The 26,825-nt window shown below is 56.8% G+C and carries 21 protein-coding genes; 10 read left to right on the forward strand and 11 right to left on the reverse strand.

What is annotated here, in order from left to right:
- Positions 1 to 5: 5 nt before the first annotated feature.
- The 5 genes from GQF02_RS08950 to fadD all read right to left on the reverse strand — a co-directional run bounded on the left by GQF02_RS08950 (position 6) and on the right by fadD (position 6,518).
- On the reverse strand, positions 6 to 2,150 hold the full coding sequence (locus tag GQF02_RS08950) for an FAD-dependent oxidoreductase (RefSeq protein WP_124734582.1): 2,145 nt from the start codon (positions 2,148 to 2,150) through the stop codon (positions 6 to 8).
- A 164-nt stretch (positions 2,151 to 2,314) separates the two neighbouring features.
- Positions 2,315 to 2,944, reverse strand: coding sequence for a MarC family protein (locus GQF02_RS08955; RefSeq protein ID WP_124734581.1), 630 nt, complete (start codon positions 2,942 to 2,944; stop codon positions 2,315 to 2,317).
- Between the two features lie 290 nt (positions 2,945 to 3,234).
- Positions 3,235 to 3,585: an ArsC family reductase gene (locus GQF02_RS08960; protein WP_124734573.1), complete on the reverse strand. Its 351-nt coding sequence runs from the start codon at positions 3,583 to 3,585 to the stop codon at positions 3,235 to 3,237.
- Between the two features lie 11 nt (positions 3,586 to 3,596).
- On the reverse strand, positions 3,597 to 4,736 hold the full coding sequence (locus tag GQF02_RS08965) for a PilT/PilU family type 4a pilus ATPase (RefSeq protein WP_124734572.1): 1,140 nt from the start codon (positions 4,734 to 4,736) through the stop codon (positions 3,597 to 3,599).
- Between the two features lie 102 nt (positions 4,737 to 4,838).
- Positions 4,839 to 6,518 (reverse strand): long-chain-fatty-acid--CoA ligase FadD, encoded by a 1,680-nt coding sequence (gene fadD / locus GQF02_RS08970; RefSeq protein WP_160796673.1) that lies wholly within the window; start codon positions 6,516 to 6,518, stop codon positions 4,839 to 4,841.
- A 226-nt stretch (positions 6,519 to 6,744) separates the two neighbouring features.
- Here fadD and rimP point away from each other — a divergent pair, with 226 nt between their 5' ends.
- The 9 genes from rimP (at position 6,745) to GQF02_RS09015 (ending at position 17,932) form a co-directional block, all read left to right on the forward strand.
- Complete coding sequence (rimP, locus tag GQF02_RS08975; RefSeq protein WP_124734571.1) at positions 6,745 to 7,170, forward strand: ribosome maturation factor RimP; 426 nt, start codon at positions 6,745 to 6,747, stop codon at positions 7,168 to 7,170.
- Positions 7,171 to 7,221: 51 nt separating this feature from the next.
- Entirely contained in the window at positions 7,222 to 8,703 is a 1,482-nt protein-coding gene (gene nusA / locus GQF02_RS08980; protein ID WP_124734570.1) for a transcription termination factor NusA, read from the forward strand.
- 35 nt (positions 8,704 to 8,738) lie between these two features.
- Positions 8,739 to 11,618, forward strand: coding sequence for a translation initiation factor IF-2 (infB, locus tag GQF02_RS08985; protein WP_160796499.1), 2,880 nt, complete (start codon positions 8,739 to 8,741; stop codon positions 11,616 to 11,618).
- Positions 11,619 to 11,702: 84 nt separating this feature from the next.
- Positions 11,703 to 12,089, forward strand: coding sequence for a 30S ribosome-binding factor RbfA (gene rbfA, locus GQF02_RS08990; protein WP_124734568.1), 387 nt, complete (start codon positions 11,703 to 11,705; stop codon positions 12,087 to 12,089).
- Positions 12,089 to 13,009: a tRNA pseudouridine(55) synthase TruB gene (truB, locus tag GQF02_RS08995; protein ID WP_124734567.1), complete on the forward strand. Its 921-nt coding sequence runs from the start codon at positions 12,089 to 12,091 to the stop codon at positions 13,007 to 13,009. Before rbfA ends, truB begins: the two co-directional genes overlap by 1 nt.
- 75 nt (positions 13,010 to 13,084) lie before the next feature.
- On the forward strand, positions 13,085 to 13,354 hold the full coding sequence (gene rpsO, locus GQF02_RS09000; protein WP_124734566.1) for a 30S ribosomal protein S15: 270 nt from the start codon (positions 13,085 to 13,087) through the stop codon (positions 13,352 to 13,354).
- A 178-nt stretch (positions 13,355 to 13,532) separates the two neighbouring features.
- Positions 13,533 to 15,680 carry a polyribonucleotide nucleotidyltransferase gene (gene pnp / locus GQF02_RS09005; protein ID WP_124734565.1) on the forward strand — a complete coding sequence of 716 codons (2,148 nt, stop codon included), beginning with the start codon at positions 13,533 to 13,535 and terminating at the stop codon, positions 15,678 to 15,680.
- Between the two features lie 130 nt (positions 15,681 to 15,810).
- Entirely contained in the window at positions 15,811 to 16,584 is a 774-nt protein-coding gene (locus GQF02_RS09010; RefSeq protein WP_235930129.1) for a M90 family metallopeptidase, read from the forward strand.
- A 79-nt stretch (positions 16,585 to 16,663) separates the two neighbouring features.
- Positions 16,664 to 17,932 (forward strand): transporter, encoded by a 1,269-nt coding sequence (locus tag GQF02_RS09015; RefSeq protein WP_160796501.1) that lies wholly within the window; start codon positions 16,664 to 16,666, stop codon positions 17,930 to 17,932.
- Between the two features lie 67 nt (positions 17,933 to 17,999).
- Here the strand turns inward: GQF02_RS09015 and GQF02_RS09020 are convergent, their stop codons facing one another.
- The 4 genes from GQF02_RS09020 to GQF02_RS09040 form a co-directional block, all read right to left on the reverse strand.
- Entirely contained in the window at positions 18,000 to 18,674 is a 675-nt protein-coding gene (locus GQF02_RS09020) for a hypothetical protein (protein ID WP_160796503.1), read from the reverse strand.
- A gap of 12 nt (positions 18,675 to 18,686) precedes the next feature.
- Positions 18,687 to 19,358 carry a C39 family peptidase gene (locus tag GQF02_RS09025; RefSeq protein ID WP_160796505.1) on the reverse strand — a complete coding sequence of 224 codons (672 nt, stop codon included), beginning with the start codon at positions 19,356 to 19,358 and terminating at the stop codon, positions 18,687 to 18,689.
- Between the two features lie 1,642 nt (positions 19,359 to 21,000).
- Positions 21,001 to 21,609, reverse strand: coding sequence for an adhesin (locus GQF02_RS09035; RefSeq protein WP_160796509.1), 609 nt, complete (start codon positions 21,607 to 21,609; stop codon positions 21,001 to 21,003).
- Positions 21,606 to 22,055 carry a hypothetical protein gene (locus tag GQF02_RS09040; RefSeq protein ID WP_160796511.1) on the reverse strand — a complete coding sequence of 150 codons (450 nt, stop codon included), beginning with the start codon at positions 22,053 to 22,055 and terminating at the stop codon, positions 21,606 to 21,608. Before GQF02_RS09040 ends, GQF02_RS09035 begins: the two co-directional genes overlap by 4 nt.
- 493 nt (positions 22,056 to 22,548) lie before the next feature.
- Between GQF02_RS09040 and GQF02_RS09045 the strand changes: the two genes are divergently transcribed.
- Positions 22,549 to 24,615 carry an EAL domain-containing protein gene (locus tag GQF02_RS09045; RefSeq protein WP_160796513.1) on the forward strand — a complete coding sequence of 689 codons (2,067 nt, stop codon included), beginning with the start codon at positions 22,549 to 22,551 and terminating at the stop codon, positions 24,613 to 24,615.
- 119 nt (positions 24,616 to 24,734) lie between these two features.
- On the opposite strand, the gene GQF02_RS09050 is transcribed toward GQF02_RS09045, so the two are convergent.
- Both GQF02_RS09050 and GQF02_RS09055 read right to left on the reverse strand, forming a co-directional pair.
- Positions 24,735 to 26,225 carry an aldehyde dehydrogenase gene (locus GQF02_RS09050; protein ID WP_160796515.1) on the reverse strand — a complete coding sequence of 497 codons (1,491 nt, stop codon included), beginning with the start codon at positions 26,223 to 26,225 and terminating at the stop codon, positions 24,735 to 24,737.
- Positions 26,226 to 26,274: 49 nt separating this feature from the next.
- Positions 26,275 to 26,820 (reverse strand): cupin domain-containing protein, encoded by a 546-nt coding sequence (locus tag GQF02_RS09055; protein WP_160796517.1) that lies wholly within the window; start codon positions 26,818 to 26,820, stop codon positions 26,275 to 26,277.
- Between the last annotated feature and the right edge of the window lie 5 nt (positions 26,821 to 26,825).

The raw sequence follows: 26,825 nt of genomic DNA on the forward strand, positions 1-26,825 counted from the left end.
TCCTGTCAGAGCTGCGGGTTGTGGCAGGCGCGGCGCAGAAACCAGCGAGCCAGACGCAGCGCCCACGCCGGGGTATGGGCTTGCTGCCAGAGACCGGCGACGGCTTTGTTGCCCTCCATCCAGGTCGGGTAGCCGTGCACGGTGGCCAGCACCTTCTTCAGTCCCAGACCGTGTTTCATGGCCAGTGTCCACTCGGCCAGCATGTCGGCGGCGTGTTCGGCCACAATGCTCACCCCTAAAATGCGGTCGCTGCCCTTGGCGGTCAGCACCTTGATAAAGCCGTGATTGGCCTCGTCGGCAATGGCGCGATCCAGCTCAGCCAGATCCAGACGGGTAGTTTCATAGGCGATGCCTTGTGCCTGCGCTTCGTTTTCGTTCAGGCCGATGCGAGCCGCTTCGGGTGAGGTAAACACCGCCATCGGCACCAGACTATGGTCGCTTTTAAAGCGGCGCAGGCTCTGCAAGGCATTGGTCGCGGCGATCCACCCTTGTTGTGCCGCCATATGGGTGAACTGGTAGGGGCCGGCCACATCGCCACAGGCGAAGATGTGCGGCATGCGTGTTGCCAGCGTGTCGTCCAGTATCAGTTTGCCGTCTTCCAAGAGCCCCAGCTGTTCCAGCCCGAAACCGCTTAGCCGCGCCTTGCGTCCGGTGGCAAGCAAAACCTGATCAAACGCTACTGTGTGCGCCTGACCTTGCTGGCTGTAGCTCAGCTGCTTGTGGCCGTTGGCCTGGCTGAACTGATGGAGGGTGGCGTGACAGACGACATTCACCCCGTCCGCCTGCAGCGCCGCGCTGATGCTGCTTGCGGTGTCAATGTCGTCGCGCGGCAAGAGTTGCGCGCCGGCTTCAAGCAAGGTGACACGGCTACCCAGGCGGGCAAAGGCCTGCGACATTTCGCAGCCTATGGCGCCGCCGCCTATTACCAGCAAGTGGCCGGGCAGGGTGCTGAGCGACCATAGCGTTTCTGAAGTCAGCGGCTCGCAAGCGTCCAGCCCCGGTATGGACGGAATGGCCGGTGCGGCGCCGGTTGCGATAATGATGGCGCGCGTGTTGAGCGTGCGCTCGCCCACCTTGACCTGCCATGGCGAGATAATCTGCGCCTTGCCCTGTATGCATTCGACCCCCAGAGCCGTGTAGCGCTCGATCGAATCATGTGGCGCGACGCGTGCAATGACGCGCTTCACCCTCGCCATCACCTCGCTAAACGGTGCTTGCAGGCTGCCGCTTAAGCCGTAATCGGCAGCGTGGCGCGCCTCGTGTGCCAGTCTGGCCGAGCGTATCAGGGCCTTGGAAGGAATGCAGCCGGTGTTGAGGCAGTCGCCCCCCATCTCGCGCGCTTCGATCAGTGCCACGCGCGCGCCGGCGGCTGCGGCGATATAGGAGGCAACCAGCCCAGCCGCGCCGCCGCCTATCACCACCAGATTGGTGTCGAACCGCTTGGGTTTGGTCCAATGGCGCAAGCGCGCCTGCCTGCGGTAGCGGCGCAGCAGCGCGCTGCTGGTTAATGGCAGGATGGCCAGCAGAATGAAAGAGGCCAGCATCAGCGGCGACAGGATGCCCGATATGCTTTGCAGCGTGCCCAGTTGCTCCCCGGCATTGACATAGACAAGGGTGGCCGGCAGCATGCCCAGCTGGCTGACCCAGGCATAGGTCGACACACGCATGCGGGTGAGCCCCATGACCAGATTAACGACGAAAAAGGGAAAGAGCGGAGCCAGACGCAGGCCGAACAGATAGCTTTTGCCTTCTTGCGAGATGCCGGCGTTGACTGTGCTCATGGTCTTGGCAAAACGGCGCTCGACACTGTCGCGCAGTAAATAGCGCGCCGATAAAAAGGCCAGAGTGGCCCCCAGTGTGCTGGCAAAGGAAATGATGAGGGTGCCGGCAGTCAGACCAAATAATGCGCCGCCCAGAAGGGTAAGCAAGGTCGCGCCGGGAAGCGACAGAGCGGTAGCCAGTACATAAAGCGCAAAGTAGATGGCCACGCCGGCAAAATAGTGGGCCTCTACGGCGCTGCGCCATTGTCCCAAATGTGCATGGATGCGCTCAAGACTTAGCCATTCGCTGCCGCCCAGTGCGAAAAATGCCGCGACCAGCGCACAAAGGGCCAGTATCAGTGCCAGACGTAAAAAAGCGTGTTTGCTCATGGCGCACTTGTCTTGCCGTAGGAGAGGGTCGGTATTTTAACCGCTAATCATGTGCAGCTGGTTTTTATCAGACCAATGGGGTTGGCATTCTGGGGGCGCTGCCTTCGATGGTGAAAAGCAGGCAAAAAAAGGGTGGCACAGGAAAATTCTGTGCCACCTGATGTTTAGCGGGCAAGCTGCGGAAACAGGCGGTAAACCCCGTCCACGATAATTTCTACCGATAGCGCGGCCAGGATCATACCCATGACCCGGTTGACAATGTTGATACCTGTCTGGCCTAAGATGCGGCCGATGGGCGTTGCCAGTACCAGGGTGACATAGCAGGCGGCCGCCACCAGCAGACCGCTGATGATCAGCGCCAGCAGTTGCAGCCAGCCTTTGGCTGCGCTGGCGTAAATGATGACCGTCGACATTGTACCCGGTCCCATCATCAGCGGGATGGCCATAGGCACGACCGCGATATTGGTTTTGGCTTCGGCTTCTTCGCGTTCTTGCTTGGTCGTCTTGGTGGGGGACGATTTGGCATTCATCAGCGAGATGGCGATCAGCATCAGCAGCATGCCGCCGCCAACCTGGAATGAGCCGATGCTGATACCCAGAAATTTGAGCAGGGCATCGCCGACCAGGGCAAAAACGATCATCACGATGGCGACGGTCGACGCCGTTGTTTTGGCAATGGATTTACGTTCTGCTTGTGACGAATTTGGGGTAAGGCTGATAAAAACAGGTATTGCACCCAGCGGATTAACCAATACGAGCAATGCGGTAAATATTTTAATGATTTCAAGTTCCATGGCACGGATCATACCTCTGTCAGGTAGAAATCTCATTCAGACTAGGGACGAGAACAGACACGCTCGCGTCAATGCCTAAGCTTGTGAAGAAAAATAGCACGCCAAGCCTGATGGTTTTGGCTGGCATGGTTAGCATTCAATATGCTTAAAGTAGCAGGTTTTTGGGGGGCTGCCGTGCAAGAGGAGGGGCCGCAAATAAGCGCGGTGTCTGACGGGCATCAGGTGTTTACGTTAAAACGCAAGCTGAGCCTGATGCCGTTTGCGGGTGAAGGTGAGTAGCCGCCTGCGTGCTATCGCGTCAGGAGTTGCTTGTAATTGTCTTCGTTAAACCCGACCAGCAGCAGCGTGTCGTATTCAAGCACCGGGCGCTTGATCAGCGAGGGTTTTTCCATCATCAGCGTGATAGCTGCATCCGTGCTATCGGCGCGCGTTTTGTCATGCTCGCTCAGGGCGCGCCAGGTGGTGCCTTTGCGGTTGATCAAAATGGTCAGGTCCGTGCGCCCCAGCCAGCGTTTTAGGGTGGCCTCGTCAATGCCCTGTTTTTTAAAGTCGTGGAAACAGGCATCGACTTGGTGTTCGGACAGCCACTGGCGGGCTTTTTTTACCGTGCTGCAATTAGGAATGCCGTAAAGGGTGATCATGGTGACTGGGCTTATTTAAGGGTAAAACCGGCAAAGTCCGGAAGATCGGGGCTGCTGGCTGGGGAGGGTGTTGGTCTGGGTGTTTTATTCTTTTCTGTGGAGTGGTTGATCAGCCAGTACAGATTGGTAGGCGAGTCGGCATTTTTCATGGCTTCATCCAGGCTGATCTGCCCGGCATTGTAAAGTTTGAACAGTGATTGCTCGAAGGTCTGTGCACCATCGGACATCGAAGCCTCGATGGCATCCTTGATTTTATCTACGTCACCATTGCGGATCAGCTCGGCAATGTGCGGCGTGTTGATAAGTAATTCGACGGCCGGTATCAGCTTGCCTTGTGGGGAAGGGGCCAGGCGTTGCGAAATGACGGCCTTGAGTGAGACCGAGAGATCCATCAGCAATGCTGTGCGCGACTCCGCCGGGAAAAAACTGATGATACGGTTGAGCATGTGATAACTATTGTTGGCATGCAGTGTGGTGATGCATAAATGGCCTGATTGGGCATAGTTGATGGCATGGGTTAATGTTTCTGCATCGCGGATCTCGCCTATCATCAGTACGTCAGGTGCTTCGCGCATTGCATTTTTCAATGCGGCAGTATACGAGTGGCTATCTATGCCGATTTCGCGCTGATTGATGATGGATTTCTGGTGGTTGAACAGAAACTCGACAGGGTCTTCGATTGTCAGGATGTGGCCGCTTTGCGTCTGGTTGCGCAGATTGAGCATGGCTGCAACGGTCGAACTTTTCCCTGAGCCTGTTGCGCCGACGACGATAATCAGGCCGCGCTTGTGCCGGATCAGTTCCTGCAGCGTGGAGGGCAGGTTGAGTTCGTCAAGCGAGGGGATTTTGGGTGCGATGTGGCGGATAACCATTGCGACCGTGCCGCGCTGGCGGAAGATGTTGACGCGGAAATTGCCCAGTCCTTCGACCTGGCGGGCAAAGTTCATTTCCATCTCCCGTTCGAAATCTTCAATTTCACGCTCGTTCATCAGGCTGTATGCCAGATGCTGGACGTTTTCCGGGCTAAGCGGTTTGTCGTTGACCGGCCGTACTGTGCCGTCAATTTTGATCTGGACGGGTGCAAAACTGGTGTAGAAGGTGTCGCTGGCTTTTTTTTCGGCCATCAACTTCAAGAAAGGCAGCATCAGCATGGGTGAACTCCGGCTGCAGAGTGTGGCTGTTTCGATGTAAAACCCCGGGGCATCATCAGCAGGACGCGACCGGGGTTTGAGGTGGTTTGGCTTTGTGTCAGTTTAGGCTGTTTTGCCGGTCTGTTCATCGCGCAGGGCGCGGCGCAGTATTTTTCCGACGTTAGTCTTGGGTAGTTCGTCGCGGAATTCGACAGACTTGGGCACCTTGTAGCCGGTCAGATTCTGGCGGCAGTGCTCAAGCACGGCATCAGCAGTCAGTGTCGGGTCTTTGCGTACCACGAAGACTTTAACGACCTCGCCCGAGCGCTCATCGGGAATGCCGATGCAGGCAACTTCCAATACGCCAGGGTGCAGCGCCACCACATCTTCAATTTCGTTCGGGTAAACATTAAAGCCGGACACCAGTATCATGTCTTTTTTACGGTCTACCAGTTTGACGAAGCCGTCGGGGGTGATGATGGCCATATCGCCGGTGGCGAGGAAGCCATCCTTGTCGATCACCTTGGCTGTTTCATCGGGACGCTGCCAGTAGCCTTTCATGACTTGCGGACCTTTGATGCACAGCTCGCCAGCCTCGCCCTGGGCGACTTCTTTGCCGTCCATATCACGGATCTGGATGTCGGTAGATGGTACGGGCAGACCAATGGTACCGTTATAGTCTTTCAGGTTCAGCGGGTTCATGCAGGCGGCCGGACTGGTTTCGGTCAGGCCGTAGGCTTCTACCAGGGTGACCCCGGTCGTTTGCTTCCAGCGCTCGGCAACCGCGCGCTGCACCGCCATGCCGCCGCCCAGCGACAGGCGCCAGCTGGAGAAATCTATTGTCTTGAATTCCGGATTGTTCAGCAGGGCGTTGAACAGTGTATTCACCCCGGTAATGGCGGTGATTTTGTACTTCTTCAGTTCCTTGACGAAACCGGGGATGTCGCGCGGGTTGCTGATCAGGACATTCAGCGCGCCGATTTCGGTAAAGGCCATCAGGTTGGCGGTCAGCGAGAAGATGTGGTAGAGCGGCAAGGCGGTGACGATGACTTCCTGGCCTTCGCGTATGCCTGGTTTGATCCATGCGCCGGCTTGCAACATATTGGCGACAATGTTGCGGTGTAACAGCATGGCGCCTTTGGATACGCCGGTGGTGCCGCCGGTGTACTGCAAGAAGGCGATGTCTTCATGCCCGATATCGACCTTGCGGTAAGCTTGTTTGCTGCCTTTGTCTAGTGCGTCGTTGAAGCGGATATGGCCAGGCAGATGCCAGGCAGGAACCATCTTCTTGATTTTGCGTACGACGAAGTTGACGATGGCGCCTTTGGGGAAGCCCAGCATATCGCCAATGGAGGCAATGATGACGTTTTTTACTTTGGTGCGGCGGATCACGTCTTCCAGTACGTTGGCGAAGTTTTCCAGAATAACGATGGTTTCGGCGCCGGAATCGTTAAGCTGGTGTTCCAGTTCGCGCGGGGTGTAGAGCGGATTGACGTTGACGACGGTGCAGCCGGCGCGCAAAGTGCCGAAAACTGCAACGGGGTACTGCAACAGGTTCGGCATCATCAGGGCGACGCGGTCGCCCTTGGCAAGCTTAAGTGTGTTTTGCAGGTAGGAGGCGAAGTGACTGACCTGCTGGTCCAGTTCGCCGTAACTTAGTACCTTGTCCATGCAGGCTACGGCAGGACGATCGCGGAATTTGCTTACACTGGCGTCAAAGACCTCGACAATAGACTTGAATGTATTGATGTCGATTTCGTGAGCGACGCCTGCCTGATAATTCTTGAACCAGACTTTTTCCATATCCTGTTGTTTCTCCATCGTGTTCTTGGTGGCCGGTATACGCGCACCGGTGCTCTTTTTCTGCAATTTACCTTAACTGAATGGCTAGTGCAAAATTGTCGCCAGTCATGCCTGTGTGGTGTGGTATGCAATACAGGCTTGGCGTTTTCTTTTTGCGCTGAATGGGTTACACTAACCGATATTTAGTGATGGGCGGTTCGCCCATTTTTTATTTGTGGAAAATGCAATGGATGTACGTCTGCTGTTGGAAAATACCCTGCCGGGCCTGGGTTTTGAGTTGGTTGATGTTGAGCTGACCCCGGGTGGTGGCTTGCGTGTTTTCATGGACAAAGAAGGTGGCGTAACGATTGAGGACTGTGTGTCGGTCAGCAATCATATGACCCGTTTGTTCATGGTGGAGAATATCGATTACAGCCGGCTCGAGGTATCGAGCCCAGGTCTAGATCGTCCTCTGAAAAAGGAGGCCGATTTTGTGCGTTTCGCGGGACAGCTTGCCAAGCTGCGCACACGTCTGCCCGTAGAGCAGCAAAAGAAATTTACCGGTCGTCTGTCGGGTGTTGAGGATGGTGTGCTCAAGCTTGAAGTGGAAGGCCGGATTGTGGAGATCGAACTGTCCAATATCGACAAGGCTCGCATAGAGCCGGAGTTCTGATTCAGGGCAGGCGTTTCTCTCACAAAAAGGACAATGTATCCGGAGGAATGAATGAGTCGCGAGATTTTGTTGCTGGTTGACGCCTTGGCTAGCGAAAAGAACGTTAGCCGGGATGTGGTATTTTCTGCTTTGGAGCAGGCGCTGGCTTCGGCAACCAAAAAGAAGTTCACAGCTGAAGACGACATGGAAGTGCGTGTCGAGATCGATCGCCAGACCGGACTGTACAGCACTTTCCGTTGCTGGCTGGTGGTCGAGGACGAGCTTCTCGAATCTGAAGATCGTGAGATGACTTTGGCGATGGCGCGGGAAAAGGATCCGCGTGCCGAGGTGGGAAGTCTGGTTGAAGAGCCGATGGAAGCGGTTGAGTTCGGTCGCATCGGTGCGCAAACTGCCAAGCAGGTCATCTTGCAGAAAATCCGTGACGCAGAGCGCGAGCAACTGCTGACCGATTTCCTCCAGCGCCGTGAGCATATGGTATCGGGCACCATCAAGCGCATCGAACGTGGCAATGCCATTGTCGAATGCGGCAAGCTTGAGGCCGTGCTGCCGCGAGACCAGATGATCCCTAAGGAAAACCTGCGGGTTGGTGACCGTGTGCGTGCCTTCCTGTTGCGTATTGACCGCGCCGGCCGTGGTCCGCAACTGGTGTTGTCGCGTACCAGCGCCGATTTTCTGGTCAAGCTGTTTGAGCTGGAAGTGCCGGAGATTGAAGAAGGCTTGCTGGAAATCAAGGAAGCTGCCCGTGACCCGGGTATGCGCGCCAAGATTGCCGTCAAGGCCAACGATCCGCGCATTGATCCGCAAGGAACATGCATCGGTATGCGTGGCTCCCGTGTCCAGGCTGTGACGCAGGAGTTGGCGGGTGAGCGTGTCGATATCGTACTTTGGGCACCGGATCCGGCCCAATTCGTGATCAATGCACTGTCGCCGGCGGAAGTGACCCGCATCATGATTGATGAAGACAATCATGCGATGGATGTTGTGGTTGAGGAAGAACAGCTGGCGTTCGCCATCGGCCGCAGCGGCCAGAACGTTCGTCTGGCGGCAGAACTGACTGGCTGGAACATCAACATCATGACCGTGGTGGAGGCCGAGGAGAAGCTCCAGGCCGAAGACAATGTGCTTCGCGAAGTATTCATCAGCCAGTTGGATCTGAGTGATGAGCTGGCGGGTGTGTTGGTGAAGGAAGGTTTTACCTCGCTGGAAGAAGTGGCGTATGTGCCGATTTCTGAAATGTTGGAAATCGACGGATTTGACGAAGAATTCGTCAATGACTTGCGTAGCCGTGCACGTGATGCATTGTTGACGCAGGCGATTGCCACCGAAGAAAAGGTGGAGAGTGTGGAAGATGAGCTTCGCAATCTGGAAGGCCTTGATGCCGAACTGGTGCGCAAGCTGGCTGAAAACGGTGTGACGACACGTGACGACCTGGCCGATCTGGCTGTGGACGACCTCGTCGAGTTGACCGGTATGGAAGCCGAACCTGCCCGCGCTCTGATCATGAAAGCGCGTGAGCACTGGTTTGCCCAGTAAGCATCAAGCAGAATTAACAGATTGTAGGAAGACGAATGGCATTAACTAATGTAAAAGAATTTGCAGCTGAGCTTAAGCTGACACCGGAGCGCCTGCTTGAGCAGTTGCGTGCTTCCGGTGTGGCCAAGCAAGCTGTCAGTGATACTTTGACCGAACAGGATAAGAGTCGTCTGTTGGCTCATCTGAAGCAGGCACATGGTGCGGCTGACGATAAAAATGTCACTTTGGCACGTAAGCAGACTAGTGAGATTCGCACTGCAGACGGCAGTACCGTCAAGGTCGAAACACGCAAGAAGCGTGTTGTGGCCCGTCCGGAAGAATCCGCGCCTGTTGCGGCACCCGTAGCGGCACCTGCAGTCGAAGTGAAGTCTGCGGCCGAAGTGAAAGCCGAACCTAAGGTCGAAGCTAAGGCCGAGGTCAAGCCGGTAGAAGTCAAGGCTGCACCTGTTGCGCCGGTGATTTCGGTTGCGCCTCCTGCCAAGCCTGTGGCTGAACCCAAGCCAGCGGCCAAGCCGAAGGTAGAAGCCAAGGTGGAAAAGGCCGAAGCCAAGCCGGCTGCACCCGCACCTGTTGCGCGTCCGGTTGCGCCGCAATCCATCCTGTCGGCAGAAGAAATTGCTTCGCGTGAAGCCGAGGCACGTCGTCATTCCGAACTGCGCGCACGCCAGGAAGCCATGCTGCGCGAGAAGCAGGAGCGTGAAGCGCGCCGCCAGGCTGCCATCGCGGCCAAGAATGCGCCACCTCCGCCACCAGCACCCAAGCCTAAGGCCGAACCGGTTGCCAAGCCTTCCGGTGCGGGCATTACCCCTGCCAAGCCGGAAGACCGTCGTGGCGGTGATTCGGTCCGTTCGGCGCGTCCGTCGGCTAATCGTCAGTCTGTATCTTCTTCGCCGGCGCGTGCCGGTGGTGCTCCTGCTGGTGCCCGTCCAGCTGTAGCCGCACCTGCGGCGCCAGCTGCTGCGCCTAGCGGTCCGCGCTCGCCTGATAAAAAACCAGGTGGTGGCAAGGGTGGCAATCGCGATTGGGATGACAAGAAAAAAGGTGGTCGTGGCCTGAAGACCAAGGGTGGCGATACCACCGGCGGCTGGAAGTCCAAGAAGAGTGGTGGCCGTAACAAGCATAGCGGGCAGAATGCCTTTAGCGCGCCAACCGAACCTATCATCCATGAAGTGCTGGTGCCGGAAACCATTACCGTTGCCGATCTTGCTCACCGCATGGCCGTTAAGGCTGCCGAGGTGATCAAGGTGCTGATGAAGATGGGCATGATGGTCACCATCAACCAGGTGCTAGATCAGGATACCGCGATGATTATCGTGGGCGAGATGGGGCATACGGCTAAAGCAGCACAGGCGGATGATCCGGAAGCGTATCTGGAGAAAGACGAAAGTGCGGCTGCCGTTGAGCAGATCTCGCGTCCGCCGGTTGTGACCGTGATGGGTCACGTTGACCACGGTAAGACTTCGCTGCTGGACTATATTCGTCGCGCCAAAGTGGCTTCGGGTGAGGCCGGTGGTATTACCCAGCATATCGGCGCTTATCACGTTAAGACCGACCGCGGCATGGTGACCTTCCTCGATACCCCGGGTCACGAGGCGTTTACCGCCATGCGTGCCCGTGGTGCCAAGGCAACCGATATTGTGGTGCTGGTGGTGGCTGCCGATGATGGTGTGATGCCGCAGACGATTGAAGCGATTCACCATGCCAAGGCTGCCGGCGTGCCTATGGTTGTGGCGGTCAACAAGATCGACAAAATGGGTGCCAACCCGGAGCGTATCCGTCAGGAACTGGTTGCTCAGGAAGTCGTGCCGGAAGATTGGGGTGGCGACACCCAGTTCGTCGAAGTGTCTGCCAAGATGGGTCAGAACATCGACGGCCTGCTGGAAGCCATTTTGCTGCAAGCCGAAGTGCTGGAACTCAAGGCACCGGTCAATGCGCCAGCCAAGGGTATTATTGTTGAAGCCCGTCTGGACAAGGGCCGTGGTCCGGTTGCGACCTTGCTGGTTCAGTCCGGTACCCTGAAGAAGGGTGATGTGGTTCTGGCGGGTACGGCATTTGGCCGCGTTCGCGCCATGATCGACGAGAACGGCAAACCGGTTGATTCTGCCGGTCCGGCTATCCCGGTTGAAATTCTGGGTCTGTCCGACGTGCCGCAGGCTGGTGAAGATGCGATGGTGCTGACCGACGAGAAGAAGGCGCGTGAAATCGCCTTGTTCCGTGCCGGTAAATACCGCGATGTGCGTCTGGCCAAGCAGCAGGCTTCCAAGCTGGAAAACATGTTTGCCCAGATGGCAGAGGGCGAGATCCAGAACCTGTCCATTATTATCAAGGCAGATGTTCAGGGTTCGTACGAAGCACTGGCAGGCAGCTTGCAGAAGCTGTCGACCGACGAAGTCCGCGTCAATATCCTGCACTCCGGTGTGGGCGGGATTACCGAATCCGATATCAACCTGGCCATTGCGTCCAAGGCTATCGTAATCGGCTTTAATACCCGTGCCGATGCGGCTGCACGCAAGCTGGCCGAGAACGAAGGCGTGGATATTCGCTACTACAACATCATTTACGATGCGGTAGACGAAGTGAAAGCAGCACTGTCGGGCATGCTGGCACCGGAGAAGAAGGAAGTGATCCTGGGTACGGTCGAGATCCGTCAGGTGATTTCCGTGTCCAAGGTTGGCAATATTGCCGGCTGTATGGTGACCGATGGTCTGATCAAGCGTTCCGCCATGATTCGCCTGATCCGCAACCATGTAGTCGTGCATACCGGCGAACTGGATTCGCTCAAGCGCTTCAAGGATGATGTGAAGGAAGTGAAGCAGGGCTACGAATGCGGCCTGATGCTGAAGAACTTCAATGATATCCATGAGGGCGACCAGCTCGAGGCATACGAAATCGTCGAAGTGGCGCGTTCCCTCTGAGTCTGAGTTGAACCAGGGCGGGTGCTTATCCGGCTTAAGGCCGGTGGCACTCGCCTTTTTTGCTGAATAAGAAAGGATAGCGTGATGGCTAGAAAAGCATTTTCCCGCTCTGACCGTATGGCTGACCAGATCCAGCGTGATCTGGCAGAACTGATTCGTACCGGTCTCAAGGATCCGCGGGTAGGTTGGGTCACGATTACTTCGGTTGAATGTACGCGTGACTACTCGCATGCCAAGATTTTTTACACCGTGATGGGTGAGGGCAAGCGTGAAATCACCCAAGAGGCGCTGGAACACTCGGCAGGTTTTCTGCGCAAGGAGTTGGGGCGCGGCCTGAGCGTTTATACCGTGCCGCAATTGCACTTCGTCTACGACGAGTCGATTGAACGTGGCGTATATATGAGCCGCCTGATTTCGGATGTGTCCGAAGTGGATGCCAAAAACCGCGACAAGCTGGGCGAGGACGAGTAATGGCTCAGGTGCGTCGTCCCAAGCTGAATATCGATGGCGTACTGCTGCTCGACAAGCCTTTGGGTTTTTCCAGTAATGGAGCCTTGCAAAAGGTGCGCTGGCTGTATACCGCAGCCAAGGCCGGCCATACTGGCGTACTTGACCCGCTGGCGACAGGGTTGCTGCCGGTCTGTTTTGGCGAGGCCACCAAGTTTTCCTCGTTCCTGCTGGATGCGGACAAGGGTTATCGCGCGACCGTATGTTTCGGAGTGAACACCACGACCGGAGACAGCGAGGGCGAAGTGGTGCAGCAGCGGCCGGTCAGTTTTAGCCTGGACGCGTTGCAGGCCGTGATCGCACGCTTTACCGGCGATATCGAGCAGGTGCCGCCGATGTATTCGGCACTCAAGCATCAGGGCAAGCCTTTGTATGAATATGCGCGTCAGGGCATAGAAATAGAGCGGCCGGCGCGAAAGGTCACCATCTTCAAGCTTGAGCTGGAATCTTTCTCCGGCAATACCGCCGTGATCAATGTGTTGTGCAGCAAGGGAACGTATATCCGCACCCTTGCACAGGACATGGGTGAAGCGCTGGGCTGTGGCGCGCACCTGACCGGTTTGCGCCGGACGCAGACGGCGGGCTTCCGTCTGGAGGATGCGCTGACCATCGAGCAGGTAGAAGCCGTTGCCGCCGAGGCGCGCACAGGTTTGCTGCTGCCGGTGGATATTCTGCTGACCCACCTGCCGGAAGTGGCGCTGGGCGAGGAGAATTTCGCGCGATTTATGCATGGTCAGGCTGTCCCGTCACAGGCAAACCATGTAATAATGTCGCGTTTTCGCGTGTACCGTGAGGCAACGCGCGAATTTTTGGGTCTGGCCGAGGTAAGGGAAGAAGGTTTCCTGCATCCAAGCCGGCTCGTGGTAGCGAAAGCTGCCGCTTAAGTGAAGCACGGATGGGTTCGCGCTCGCCGTGCTTGCCGGGCAATCGCCCTCAATTAGTATTGTGGAGTTTTACACATGGCAATGACCGCCGCGCAAAAAGCAGAAATCGTTAAAGACTTTCAACATCAGGAAGGCGATACCGGTTCTTCCGAAGTTCAGGTTGCTCTGCTGACCGCTCGTATCAATGATCTGACTTCGCACTTCAAGACCAACACCAAAGATCATCACAGCCGTCGTGGCCTGTTGAAGATGGTGAGCCGTCGTCGTCGTCTGCTTGACTACCTCAAGCGCACCAACAACGATAGCTACCGCGCTCTGATCGCTCGTCTGGGTCTGCGCAAGTAAGTGCAGTAAAATGAAAAGTCGCAGCCCAGGCTGCGATTTTTCACGTTTCAACTGGTCATTACTTATTATTGAAGATGGCGGGGTGAGCCTCTAGTTATCAGCATTTCAACGAGTGCTGATAGCTAGGGGTTCCCGTTATCAAAAGCTACACCAACTCATCCAGAGTAAGGGATTCCCAGTGTTCAATAAAATCAGCAAGTCTTTCCAGTACGGCAAGCATACCGTCACCATTGAAACCGGCGAAATTGCACGCCAGGCTTCGGGTGCCGTTCTGGTCTCCATGGACGAAACCGTGGTACTGGTTTCTGTTGTCGGCTCCAAAAACGTTAAGCCGGGTCAGGATTTTTTCCCGCTGACCGTTGATTATCTCGAGCGCACTTACGCCGCCGGTAAAATCCCGGGCGGTTTCTTCAAGCGCGAAGGTAAGCAGTCGGAAAAGGAAATTCTGACTTGCCGCCTGATTGACCGTCCTATCCGTCCGCTGTTCCCGGCTGGTTTCTATCACGATGTGCAGATTGTTGCGACCGTGATGTCCCTGAACCCAGAAGTTGATGCCGATATCCCTGCCATGATTGGCGCCTCGGCTGCGCTGGCCATTTCCGGCTTGCCGTTTGCCGGCCCGGTTGGCGCTGCGCGCGTAGGCTACGCTGCTGGCGAGTACATCCTGAACCCGACCAAGACTGAACTGGTAACTTCCGAGCTGGATCTGATCGTTGCCGGTACCGAGCGTGCCGTACTGATGGTCGAGTCCGAAGCCAAGGAATTGTCCGAAGCCGTGATGCTGGGTGCCGTGGTATTCGGTCACGAGCAGATGCAGGCTGCCATCACCGCCATTAACGAACTGGCTGATGAAGTCAATCCGGTAATGTGGGCATGGGAAGCACCGGCACATGATGCCGAACTGCTGGCACAGATCCGCGAAGTGGCGGGCGAAAAAATCGCTGCCGCCTTCCGCATCCGCCAGAAGCAAGTGCGCTCGCAAGCACTGGCCGAAGCATGGGATGCCGTCAAGACTGCACTGATCACAGAAGAAACCAGCACGCTGAAGGCCAATGAAATCAAGGGCATCTTCAAGCATATGGAAGGTGAGATCGTGCGCGGCCAGATTCTGGCAGGCGAGCCGCGTATCGATGGTCGTGACACCCGTACCGTGCGTCCGATTTCGGTACGTACCGGCGTGTTGCCACGTACCCACGGCTCCGCGCTGTTTACCCGTGGCGAAACCCAGGCGATTGCAACCGCAACGCTGGGCACCAGCCGCGACGAGCAGATTATCGATGCGCTGGCCGGTGAGTACACCGACCGCTTTATGCTGCATTACAATTTCCCGCCGTATTCCACTGGTGAAGCTGGCCGTATGGGCCCGCCTAAGCGCCGTGAAATCGGTCACGGCCGTCTGGCCAAGCGCGCGCTGCTGGCCGTGCTGCCGCCTGCTGACGAATTCAGCTACACCATGCGTGTCGTTTCTGAAATTACCGAGTCCAACGGTTCTTCGTCCATGGCATCCGTTTGCGGTGGCTGTCTTGCGCTGCTGTCGGCAGGCGTACCACTGAAAGCACACGTGGCCGGTATCGCCATGGGTCTGATTCTGGAAGGCAACCGCTTTGCCGTGCTGTCCGATATCCTGGGTGACGAAGATCATCTGGGCGATATGGATTTCAAAGTGGCCGGTACCGCTGAAGGCGTGACCGCTTTGCAGATGGATATCAAGATCCAGGGCATTACCAAGGAAATCATGCAGGTTGCGCTGGCGCAGGCCAAAGAAGGCCGCATGCACATCCTGGGCGTAATGAAGGATGCGGTTGAAGGTCCTCAGACTCTGTCCGAGTTTGCACCACGTCTGTTCACCATGAAGATCAATCCGGAAAAAATCCGTGAAGTGATCGGTAAGGGTGGCGAGACGATCCGTGGCATTACCAAGGACACCGGTTGCGAAATCAATATCGAAGACGACGGTACCATCACCATCGCTTCGGTCACGCAAGAGGGTGCGGATGCTGCCAAGAAGCGCATCGAAGAAATCACGGTTGAAGTCGAAGTCGGTAAGATTTACGAAGGTCCTGTCGTCAAGATCCTCGACAACAACGTCGGTGCCATCGTGTCCATTCTGCCGGGCAAGGATGGTCTGGTTCACATCTCCCAGATCGCCAACGAGCGCATCAAGAATGTGGCCGACTATCTGAAAGAAGGTCAGGTGGTACGCGTTAAAGCCATCGAAATGGACGATCGCGGCCGTGTGCGCCTGTCCATCAAGGCGCTGCTGGAAGACGAGTCCAAAGTGGCACGTGAAACAGCCGAGTCGTTCGGTCTGAAGTCCGGCAACTGATCGCAGGGGCGGATTTTCCGCTTTGCCATTGAAAACCCGCACGCTTTGCGTGCGGGTTTTATTATTTGGGTCTCACGCGAGCACTTGATGCAAAATACAGCGGTATAGGGCAAATTCAGCAGGAGGGCGCATGTTTTGGAAAAATGTTGGCGCTGATCATGTCAGGGCGCGCAAATTGCAATTTTTGCGTGATGTGATGCCGGGCCTGCCGTTGCTGGCGGGTTTGTCCGAGGAGGATTGCACCCGCCTGGCCGAGCTTGCTCTGCTTTTTATCGACAGCAAATCATTGCTGCGTGTCGATGGCGAGAGTCTGGAGGATCAGGATGCGGCCGAGCTGGCTTTGCAGGCGGTGCTGCCGGTACTGGCATTGGGCGAGTCGGCGTTGGTGGGCTGGCAAGAGGTGGTTCTGTATCCGGCTGCTTTTGTGACGCGCGATGCCTGGCTGGATGATATGGGCCTCGCGCATGAAGGCGAGCAGGTGCTGATCGGTCAGGCGAGACAAGACGGGCCTTTGTTGCTGTCTTTACCGGATGTGATGGATTCACCCTTGCTGGATGGATGGAATGTGGTGATCCATGAAATGGCGCATAAGCTGGATATGCTGGATGGGGATGCCAATGGTTGTCCACCTCTGCATAAAGGCATGGATAGGGCGCAGTGGGCACATGACTGGCAGACGGCTTATCAGGCATTTGGCCGCCAGCTTGCGGCCGGAGCACACTCATGGCTGGATCCTTATGCCGCGGAGCATCCGGCCGAATTCTTTGCGGTGTTGTCGGAATGCTTTTTCGAAACCCCGCACTGGATAAAAGCCGACTATCCCACGCTCTATGCCCATTTGTCCGCTTTTTACCGGCAGGATACGCTGGCCAGATTGCCTGCTTCGCAGTCTGTGACAATTTGATATTTATGAACTATGATTATTTAAGGCGGAAGTTTATGGGTGCAATCAGACAGTAATGGTTTTTCGCAAAGGAGTGAATATGGCAGCCAGGGTGAAGTCTGGTTTTGCATTGAAGCCGTTGTTACTGTGTAGCCTGCTGCTGCCGGCAGCGGCATGGTCATCGCCGGCGGACGTGACGAGGCTGCAGCAGGAGCTTGAACGACTGCGTCAGCAGAACAGCTTGCTTGAGCGGCGGCTGTCCCAGCTTGAGTCCCGAATCGCACCGCCGGTCAAGGCGTCGGTCGCACCGGCTTCCAGTGTCGGCCAGGCAGTCAGCCCGCCGGCTGCTGTACTCCCTGTTGGTGTGCCGAGGCAGGTCGCTGCGCCGACAATGGCAGCGGCGGACATGGCGCCGCAACAGCCGCGAGCGCCACTACCGGTGGTCAGCGAAGTGCCTAAAAGCGTCGATGACATCTATCAGGATGCGACCGGCTTTATCCAGAGCGGAAAGTTCTCGTTCGAGACCGGCTTGACTTACACGCATTACGACACTCGCGAGCTCAAGGTCAACGGTTTTTACGCACTGGACGCGATCTTCCTCGGTAAGCTCAATCTCGATCGGATCAAGAGCGATAACCTGACGCTCGACCTTGCCGCACGCTGGTCGCCGTGGCCGCGCTGGCAGTTTGACGTTAACCTGCCGCTGGTTGCCCGCTATTCGAACTTTTTCAGCGGGACGACGGCTGCCAATTGTAGCAGCGATTGTGTCGGTGAGGCCTCGAAGACTTCGTCGCCCAAACTTGGCGACACCAGTTTCGGTGTTGCCTACAAGCTGCAGCAGGAAAGTGCGACCCGGCCGGACGTGGTGCTCAACCTGCGCGCGCGCGCGCCAACCGGCAAGCATCCATACGATGTGGTGAGTGAAAAGATCGAAGGCCAGAATAACCTGACCATCCCGTCCTACCTGCCGACCGGTAATGGGGTATGGGGTACGACGCTAGGCGTGAGTGCAGTGAAGACGGTCGACCCTGCCGTACTCTATGGCAGCTTGTCCTATACGCACAACTTTGTGGGCACCTTTAACGGCAGCGACATCAAGCTGGGTGACAGCATTTCATTGGGTGCAGGGCTCGCGTTCGCGCTTAATGACAAGCTCAGCATCGGCATGTCGTACGCACAGCAGTTTGGTACCAAGACCCGGGTCAACGATGAGAAGGTGCCGGGTAGCGACTCGAACTCGGCGACATTGAATCTGGGCTTGACCTATGCGATGTCCAAGAACCTGTCGGTCATCCCCAATCTGGCGGTCGGGCTGACGCCGGATGCGGCCGATTACGCGTTCTCCTTACGCTTCCCGTACAATTTTTGATACTTTTTTGTACCAAGCAAAACGCCGCAGGCTAAGGCCTGCGGCGTTTGGTTTTGGGTGGTACTGCCTACAGTCCCCGTAGCAGCGCCTGCTGCGCCTGCACCAGTTGGGAGGCGGAGATGCGTGAAGGATCCAGTTCCAGCTTGATATTAAGGGCGTTGGTTGCAGCGACGCCGTTGGCGTTGATGCGGGTGATCTGCAGCAGTTGCCCGCTGCCGATCTGCTGCAAAGCCGAGCCGGCAGTACCATGCACGACTTCGACCCGTAACCGCCCGCCATCGGCGCTGACGCCTTGTCCGAGCGGAACGCTCTGCCAGCCTGCGCCGGGGGTGGCTGGATTCAATTGCCCCGGGCGGCCGACTGTGATGGTCGTCGCGTTGCCTGACTGGTTGCCGCTGCCGGCAACCTGGTTGACCTGTATCACGCCGCCTGCGCTGGCGAGACCGTCGGGGACGCGCTCCGCTGAGCCTTCATTTTGCTTGCCCGCGTAGTTGTAGGCCGTCAGTTTCGGGTCTTGCGGGCTACCATAAAGGACTGCTGCATTGCCGGAGACGCTGCCGTCGGCGTTGCGCCAACTACTGACCATCTGGATGCCGAAGTAGGTGATCTGGCCGGCGTCGAGATAGCGGCCGCGCATGTTGGCGAGCGCGTCATCGCTGACCACCGCCAAAATGCTGTCCGCATGTGCCGCGCTGCCAATCGCACCGACCAGCAATACCACGGCAAGTGAGGGAGTACGCATGGTGTCCTCCGTTCAGAAAAAATCGCTGTGTTTAAAACCGAATTCCAAGAGCTCCGATTGTAGTGGCGCGCGCAGCCGGTCAAAACGTGCCGCGACCAGCGAGCCTGGCTTCATCAGCGGATTGTCCAGCCGGTAACCCGGTCCGGCGGCGACCAGGAGTACCTTGTTCCATTGGCGCAGGAAATCCTGTGCCGGAATGGTACGGTTGCCCAGCGCCGGGTCTGCGACCAGTGCACCGCTGTCGCTGAAGCGGCGCAGCACTACGAAATGCTTGTAGCCGCTATCATTGAGTAACACGATGGCGGGCACCTTGAGTGTTCTGAGCTTTTCCATGTCGACCACGAAGCCGCCGGCGCGTAGTCCTTGCGCTTCCAGATAGCGTTTCATGTCCAGCATCGAAAAGCCCTGTTGTGCAATCAGTGCGCGGTCGCCGGTCTCGAACATACCCAAGATGATGGCCTGCTCGTCGACTGGCCGGTTGTAAGCGTGGGTCAGCAAGGTGGCCAGTGCTGCCGCCCCGCACGAATAATCGGTCTTCTGCTCGACGACATGCGCGTAGCGCGCGTCGCGTAGCGAGGTGACCTTTTTGGAAAAGGCGAACGGTACCGTTTGTGCCGGTACCATGCCGTCGAACGCCAAGGCGGGCAGGCTGGCCAAGGCCAGTAACAGTACACTGATACGCATCGGAAAAACCTGCCAGGTTGCCCTGGCAGGTCCGGTTTGGCTTACTGGTTGGTCGAGATGGCCAGATTGTTGACCTGCTGGTTCGACAGGCCGGATGCCTGGTTGACGCCGATGTTGCCCACGTTGGACCTGACCGAAGCCGTCATGGTGGCATTGTTTATCAGCGGGTACAGGGTCACGATCGATGGATTGTCGATGACCTGGAAGCCGCCGGCGTGCGCGGTGACCAGTGTCGATTCGGCCGCAGCAGCAGCCAGACTGTTTGCTTGCTGGTTGCCGATGCCGGCGGCCTGGTTGGCGCCGATATTGCCCAAGTTGCTGTTGACGGAGCCAGTCATATTGCTGGTGTTTTGCAGCGCGACCGCGTGGCCTCCCTCGCTTGGTCCGTTCGAGTTGGTCTGCAGATCGATGCCGACATCGGTCTGTACTTGGGCGCCGCCAGCGCGGCTGCTCACGACGGCTGCGTCAAGGCCTACTGCCACCGCCAGTGCGAGGTCGTTCTTCTGCTGGTTGGCCATGCCGGCGGCCTGGTTGGCGCCGATATTGCCCAAGTTGCTGTTGACGGAGCCAGTCATATTGCTGGTGTTTTGCAGCGCGACCGCGTTGCCTCCCTCGCTTGGTCCGTTCCAGTTGGTCTGCAGATCGATGCCGACATCGGTCTGTACTTGGGCGCCGCCAGCGCGGCTGCTGACGACGGCTGCGTCAAGGCCTACTGCCACCGCCAGTGCGAGGTCGTTCTTCTGCTGGTTGGCCATGCCGGCGGCCTGGTTGACGCCGACGTTACCGAGATTGTTCAGAACGCTGTTTGTCATGTTGGCGCTTGCGGAGTTGGTATTGGCTCCTGGGAAGGGTTGGCCGATATTCATCGCTCCGTTGCCGCCGTCAATCAGCTGCTCGTGCATCGCAGAAGCTTGAACCGCAACCCTCGGCTTGTTCGGAACTGGAATCGGGATCGGGATCGGGAAGATACCCTTGCCAGATTGGCTGACCTCCTGAGCTCCGCCTTGCCAGTAAGCTAGCGCAGAGTCGTTCGCCTGTTGGTTAAGCAGGCCGGCGGCTTGGTTGNTCGGGAAGATACCCTTGCCAGATTGGCTGACGTCCTGAGCCCCGCCTTGCCAGTAAGCTAGCGCAGAGTCGTTCGCCTGTTGGTTAAGCAGGCCGGCGGCTTGGTTGACTCCGACATTACCGGCGTTGCCGACGACGCTGTCATTCATGGTGGCGTTCGACGGATCCTTGATGACGAACGGAGAACCGGTACCGCCAAGGATTTTCTGCGAGTCGGTAGCTGTAGCGGTGACTGCGTTGCTGAATTTGGGGTCGTGTTCGACTGTGATATCGATGTTTTCGTTGTAGTCGTTGCCGTAGGTGAAGCTGCCACCTTCATTGACGTTGTATTCCTGACGGTTATTGACCACTAGCGTGTTGCTGCCGCCGACCGTGGTCACCACGCTGGTCGGGTCAGCCGGTTGTGCTGGAGGGGTATCAGCATATGCCGCGCTGTAAGCTGCCAGCATCGCGACGAACAGCACTTTTTTCGAGTGTTTCATGGTAAGTCTCCTTTGAGTAGTGAACTACGACTACTTGCATGCTCGGCCGCGAGGCCGCTAAACCAGAGTCCATTGACCCCGGAAATTTTTCTCTATCAGAGGCCGGAAAAGCGCAGGCTCAGCGTATTGCTGGCCTGATTCGCGATGCCGGCCACCTGGTTGACCTGGATGATGCCGCTCGCCTGAGCGAACGCCGCATCGTCGATAAAAAGCACAGAATTTCCGTCGGCTGTGGGTGTGCTGATGCCGGCTTCGCCCTGTCCCTGAACCGAGGCGAGCAAACTATCGTCCATCGCGAGGGCGCCCTGTTCCGTCTGTCCACTGCGACTCAGTGACAGGGTCAGGCTATTGACGTTCTGGTTGCCGACGCCGCTGGCCTGGTTGACACCGATGACGCCGTGGCTGCCGGCAAATGACGCGCCTTCTATCGCGCTGCGGTAGTTTCCCTGTGCCAGCGGATGATTCGTTAGCGAACGCTGAGCCGACTGCTGCTGGCTGGCCGTCGCAGAGACGCTACCTTCGGTGACGATGGCCCGCAGATTCGCCTGCTGGTTGTAGCTTCCTGCAGTCTGGTTGACGCTAAGTACGCCCTGATTCTGCTGGCCGCTGTCGAGTATCCGGGCCGTGCCGTCGGCACTGGCCGCCGTGGAAGTCCCACCTAGCCATACGAGGGCAAGCACTGTCATTGTGTTGATACGCATCATTTCAGGCCCATTGTTAGTCCGTTTAGCGCTTGGCCGATGGCCGGCGCGATCTTCCCTGTCGCCGCGCCTATCCCTGCAAGACTGCCTTGGCGTGCGGATGAGACGCCACCTGCTGTTGTGGAAGATCCTAGTCCTGTGCGGCCTTGCATGCCGAGTGGGGATGTGTATGGACTGCCGCTGTCTGCGGGCGAGTTGGCGACACCTCGAGCATTCCCAGCTCCGACGTTGGCCAGCAGGCTGTCGTCTAGCGAACCAGTCGCCTGGGTGACCTGCTCGCTGACTATCGCTCCTGGGCTGACACCGGCTGCCGGTGGTCGTGGCGCATTCCTGAAGGCGTTGTGGCTGGGGACTTCACGGTAGATCACGACTTCCGGCTGGCTGGCGTGAGCCCAGCTAGCTGCGATACAGGGCAGTAGCAGTGGTATCAGTAATAGCCGGTTTTTCATGATCTAGGTTCCTATGCATTTCGCCCCAGCAGAAAGCATCTGCATTGGGTAAGGTCTTGCTTCTTTGTTGATCTCTAGCGTAGATGCGAAACTAGATAGTTCAAGTAAATTTAAAACAAAATGAATCATATGGTTTAAAAACATAACGAGATGTTAGTGCTCTCATATAAATTTTCCTTTGGGGTTTGCCTCTGGAGAGACCGGTGCGTGCAATGCGGGTAAGCAAAAAGGTAGTAAAATACAAATTGCTATACGTACGTCTTATGGCATGTTCGGTCTGGATCAGTTTGCTAGCATGAGGTGTGCTGAAGAACGGATATTTCTAAGTGCTTGCATGGCCAGCAACAATTAACTACATGCAACTTGGACATAGTCTTTTTATGGCTATTTGCATGCAACAAAGAAAGTGAATTGTTTTGAATCCATTTGATTTGCTTATTGGAGGCTATCTATTTGATAAGGTGTGGCTGTGGTTTAGTGTTTTTGGAGCGTTATGCGGCTAATTTCAAGCTTTGAGGCGGTGCTTGAGCGCGCGCTGGTTCGGCTGGCGGCCAATCCGGCATTGACTGCCGTGGTCAGTATTACGGTGCTGATCGTGCCGCTTGCGGTACTGCGCGCCTTGCTGCAAGTCGCTGCGGCTTTCGCTAATAATGCTGACTACTTGCAACTCGCCCAGCAGTTGCAAAGCCTGCAAGCACTATGTTTTGCCATGGTGCCGCTGCTGTTGAATATTTATCTCGCGCTTTACTATGCGGCGCGTGAGCGGCTGTCGCCGGCGCTCTGCGTGACGGTCAGCCTGAGCGTGCTGATGATGCTCAATCTGATCTGGCTGCCGCAAGCCGGCCTCTTGCCTGACAGTATCCCGCTGGCGCTGGTGGCCGGGTTTTTGACCAACTGGCTGTTCAAGCAGGCGCAACGCCTGCCCTGGTTTAGTACGGGCTCGTGCAACGGGCTGGTCGAGCAGAGCATCAATCACATCACCAACCTGATAGCTGTATCTGCAGCAGCTGCTGCAATCGCATTTTTGTCTGCACCCTTGCTCGGGGTGCTGGCATCGCAATGGCTGCAATGGCAGGCCAATCTGCACCCGACTGAATTTGTTAGCGGAATGTTGTATGAGTTCAGCCGCGGGGTGAGCTGGTTGTTCGGTGTCAACGGACACCATGTGCTACGCGATGCCAGTGCCGCTTTGCAGTTGTCCAGCCAGTTGAATATGGAAGCCTGGCGGGTGGGAGAAGCACCGCTCAATATCTTGAGCAATACCTTTTTTGATGTCTGGTGCGCCTCCGGTGGCAGCGGCAGTACCTTGAGTCTGGCGCTGTGCATGTTGCTGCGTGCACGCAGCACGGGTTACCGGCAGCTGGCACGTGCTTCCTTGCCGTTGGCTATTGTGAATGTGAATGAGCCGCTGGTTTTCGGTGTGCCTGTTTTCTTTAATCCGGTGATGGCGATACCTTTTTTGTTAGCGCCATTAACGGGTTATCTGGTTGGCTATGGGGCAACCTACCTTGAGCTGGTGCCCGCGTTTCATATGCAGCCCGGCTGGATGATGCCGCCTTTGGTGAATAGCTGGATGGCCAGTGGTGGCTCCTATGTGGCCGTTGCGCTGCAATTGCTGGTTATCTTGCTGGGGGCGCTGATTTATTGGCCATTTTTCCAGTGGATGGAGAAGCGCAGTTTGGGCTTGTCTTTCACGCCCACCAGTCTGGATGGTGTTTCCGGTCCGGATGCAAAGCTTGATGTAATCACGCAGCGGAATAGTTTTATTTCCGAGATGCATCACAATTTTCACGCGCAAAAGGAAGTCGAAACTTTGCGCGCTAGTGGCAACTTTGTTTTGTTTTACCAGCCGCAGGTGGCACTGGATAGCCGGCGCATTGTCGGTGTGGAGGCGTTATTACGTCATCAGAGTCGTGATGGGCATATCATGGCACCTACTTTTATTGCCAGCTTTGACCGTTTGGGCCTGATGCCTGAGTTGGACTTTTGGGTGCTGGAGCATGCAGTAGCTGCCGCTCAGTCTCTGCAAGGTGTTGGTCAGGTGAGTCTGGCCATCAATCTTTCACCACAGACTTTGCTCGATGTGCGTTTGCCGCAGGTGCTCGACCGCATCTTGGCCAAGGCCTTGCCGACGGGTGTCAGGCTGGAAATAGAGATTACCGAAAGTCAGCTGATTGATGACCCGGTGTGCTTTTCTGCCAATCTGGCTGCGTTGCGCGCACGCGGGCTGCATATTGCGCTGGACGATTTTGGCTCGGGTTACTCTACGCTGGCCTATTTGACCCGCTATCCATTCGATAAGATCAAGCTAGACCGCACGCTGGTGCATGGGCTGACGCGTTCGGTTGGGCAAGAGTTTTTTGCCGCTACCGTCAAGTTGTGCCGGATTAGTGGTGCTAGCGTACTGGCCGAGGGGGTAGAGACAAAAGAAGAATTGGAGTCGCTTGCTACTTGCGGGGTTAACGTGGTGCAGGGCTATTATTTTTATCGGCCGATGCCGATGGCAGATTTGCTGCATCATCTGGTCGAGCAGCAAAGGGTCACTGAGGCGATGGTGTAACGCTGCTGGATAAAGCTGCTGTCGGTTGATACTGGCAGATAAGTATGGAGCGCAGGTGGTAAGCCTGAAAAACAGACGGTGGTATCCGCCTACCGTCTGTTTTGTCCGTTTTAAGCGGTTTAGCCGAGTTTGATGAGCGTACTCTTCAGTTCGGAGTATTTTTCCATTGCATGCAAGGACTTGTCGCGGCCGTTGCCGGACTGCTTGAAACCGCCGAAGGGGAAGTTCATGTCGCCACCTTCGTCGTAGCAATTGACCCACACCGTACCAGCCCTGAGTGCGCGCGACACCTTATGCGCGGTTGACAGATCCGAAGTCCAGACCGCCGCCGCCAGGCCGTATTCGCTATCGTTGGCAATACGAATAGCTTCTTCGACGGTATCGAAGGTGATCACCGACAGTACCGGTCCAAAAATCTCTTCGCGGCAGATGGTCAAGTCGGCACGCGCACAGTCGAATGCGGTCGGTTCGATAAATAGGCCTTGCTCAAGATGTGTTGCTTTCCCGCCACAAATCAGCGTTGCCCCTTCATTCAAGCCTTTATCCACATAGGACAGTACCTTGTCGTACTGGATGCGATCGACGATGGCACCCATGGCGGTGTCCGGATTAAGTGGGTCACCTGGTTGCCAGCCTTGCGCAGCTTCCTTGAAGGCAGCGAGGAAACTGTCCTTGATGTCGCGGTGTACCAGTACGCGCGAGCCTGCCGTGCACATTTCGCCCATATTGTAAAAGATGGCGGCGGCGGCGGTGCGGGCAGCTTTTTTGATGTCGGGGCAGTCCGGCAGGATGATGTTGGGCGACTTGCCGCCCAGTTCCAGCCAGGTGCGCTTGAGGTTGGATGCGGCGGCATCGGCCGCGATCAGTTTGCCAACCGCAGTCGAACCGGTGAAAGCGATACAGTCGACATCCATATGCAGTGCCAGCATCTTGCCGGTGTCGCCGGCACCGGGCAGTACCTGGAAGATCCCGTCAGGGATACCGGCTTCTTTGGCTAGTGCAGCCAGCCGGATGGCTGTCAGCGGAGATTTTTCCGAAGGCTTGACGATCACGGCGTTGCCTGCCGCCAAGGCCGGGCCGAACTTCCAGCTGGCCATCAGGATGGGGAAGTTCCATGGCACTACCGCAGCGACCACGCCGATTGCTTCGCGGGTGACCAGACCGACCAGCTTGGGGTCGACTGGCGCTACTTCACCGCCAATTTTATCTATTGCCTCGGCAAACCATTCCACACAGTAGGCTGCCCCGGCAACATCCACGCTTTGTGTGTCGGCGATGGGTTTGCCCACGTCCAGCGTTTCCAGCAGGGACAATTCATCGCTGCACTCGCGTATCAGCGCGGCAAAGCGTTTGAGGATGCGCCCGCGTGCCAGAGGTGCCAGTGCCGACCATTCGCCGGACTCAAAGGCTTGGCGTGCGGCTTGAACAGCGGTATCGACCTCGCGCTGCCCGCACCAGGCAATCTGTGCCAGTGTCTGGCCATTGGCCGGGTTGATGCAGGCAAAACTGCGGCCATCTTGAGCTGCGCTGTATTCGCCGGCGATAAAGGCACGGCCTTCGATTTCAAGTTCGGTCGCGAGTTGTTGCCATTCGGGGTAGCTACGAGCCATGGTGTGTCTCCCTTGTTGTTTTCTTGCAAATAGTGGGTGGTGGCGCGTCTTAAAAAGTCGGGGGCGAGTTGGCGCTGACGATTTCGCACGGCAATAAGCCTGAGTTGCGGAAGCGGTGTGGTAAACGGCTATCGAAGTAGTAGGCATCGCCGGGGCCCAGTTCACGTTGCTCACCATCGACAGTCAGTTCGATTTGTCCGCTAATCACGACACCGCCTTCCTGTCCTTCATGCTCCAGCATATCCGGGCCAGTATCGGCGCCGGGCTCGTAACGTTCCTTGAGGATGGCGAGATCGCGCTTGGGATGCGCCATGCCTACCAGCAAGAGCTTGATTTCCTCGTTGCCCAGATTAGGCAGATCTTCGCCCTGATAAAACACCGTGGGTGCCCGCGGCTCTGCATCGAAGGTGAAAAAATCGGCCAGCGTCATCGGCAGGCCTTCCAGTACCTTTTTCAGCGAGCTAATCGATGGGCTGACCCGGTTCTGTTCGATCAGTGAAATGGTGCCGTTAGTCACGCCGGCACGTTTGGCGAGCTCGCGCTGGGACAAACTCAGGCGTTCACGCACCATTTTTAGTCTTGCTCCAATATCCATGTCTT

It is taken from the genome of Craterilacuibacter sinensis, from assembly GCF_009831765.1.
GTDB classification, from domain to species: Bacteria; Pseudomonadota; Gammaproteobacteria; order Burkholderiales; family Chromobacteriaceae; genus Craterilacuibacter; species Craterilacuibacter sinensis.

Bases quoted from the DNA above. Each gene is read 5' to 3' on its own strand.
- GQF02_RS08950 (WP_124734582.1), bottom strand. From the start codon at position 2,150: ATGAGCAAACACGCTTTTTTACGTCTGGCACTGATACTGGCCCTTTGT.
- GQF02_RS08955 (WP_124734581.1), bottom strand. From the start codon at position 2,944: ATGGAACTTGAAATCATTAAAATATTTACCGCATTGCTCGTATTGGTT.
- GQF02_RS08960 (WP_124734573.1), bottom strand. From the start codon at position 3,585: ATGATCACCCTTTACGGCATTCCTAATTGCAGCACGGTAAAAAAAGCC.
- GQF02_RS08965 (WP_124734572.1), bottom strand. From the start codon at position 4,736: ATGCTGATGCTGCCTTTCTTGAAGTTGATGGCCGAAAAAAAAGCCAGC.
- fadD (WP_160796673.1), bottom strand. From the start codon at position 6,518: ATGGAAAAAGTCTGGTTCAAGAATTATCAGGCAGGCGTCGCTCACGAA.
- rimP (WP_124734571.1), top strand. From the start codon at position 6,745: ATGGATGTACGTCTGCTGTTGGAAAATACCCTGCCGGGCCTGGGTTTT.
- nusA (WP_124734570.1), top strand. From the start codon at position 7,222: ATGAGTCGCGAGATTTTGTTGCTGGTTGACGCCTTGGCTAGCGAAAAG.
- infB (WP_160796499.1), top strand. From the start codon at position 8,739: ATGGCATTAACTAATGTAAAAGAATTTGCAGCTGAGCTTAAGCTGACA.
- rbfA (WP_124734568.1), top strand. From the start codon at position 11,703: ATGGCTAGAAAAGCATTTTCCCGCTCTGACCGTATGGCTGACCAGATC.
- truB (WP_124734567.1), top strand. From the start codon at position 12,089: ATGGCTCAGGTGCGTCGTCCCAAGCTGAATATCGATGGCGTACTGCTG.
- rpsO (WP_124734566.1), top strand. From the start codon at position 13,085: ATGGCAATGACCGCCGCGCAAAAAGCAGAAATCGTTAAAGACTTTCAA.
- GQF02_RS09010 (WP_235930129.1), top strand. From the start codon at position 15,811: ATGTTTTGGAAAAATGTTGGCGCTGATCATGTCAGGGCGCGCAAATTG.
- GQF02_RS09015 (WP_160796501.1), top strand. From the start codon at position 16,664: ATGGCAGCCAGGGTGAAGTCTGGTTTTGCATTGAAGCCGTTGTTACTG.
- GQF02_RS09020 (WP_160796503.1), bottom strand. From the start codon at position 18,674: ATGCGTACTCCCTCACTTGCCGTGGTATTGCTGGTCGGTGCGATTGGC.
- GQF02_RS09025 (WP_160796505.1), bottom strand. From the start codon at position 19,358: ATGCGTATCAGTGTACTGTTACTGGCCTTGGCCAGCCTGCCCGCCTTG.
- GQF02_RS09035 (WP_160796509.1), bottom strand. From the start codon at position 21,609: ATGATGCGTATCAACACAATGACAGTGCTTGCCCTCGTATGGCTAGGT.
- GQF02_RS09040 (WP_160796511.1), bottom strand. From the start codon at position 22,055: ATGAAAAACCGGCTATTACTGATACCACTGCTACTGCCCTGTATCGCA.
- GQF02_RS09045 (WP_160796513.1), top strand. From the start codon at position 22,549: ATGCGGCTAATTTCAAGCTTTGAGGCGGTGCTTGAGCGCGCGCTGGTT.
- GQF02_RS09050 (WP_160796515.1), bottom strand. From the start codon at position 26,225: ATGGCTCGTAGCTACCCCGAATGGCAACAACTCGCGACCGAACTTGAA.
- GQF02_RS09055 (WP_160796517.1), bottom strand. From the start codon at position 26,820: ATGGATATTGGAGCAAGACTAAAAATGGTGCGTGAACGCCTGAGTTTG.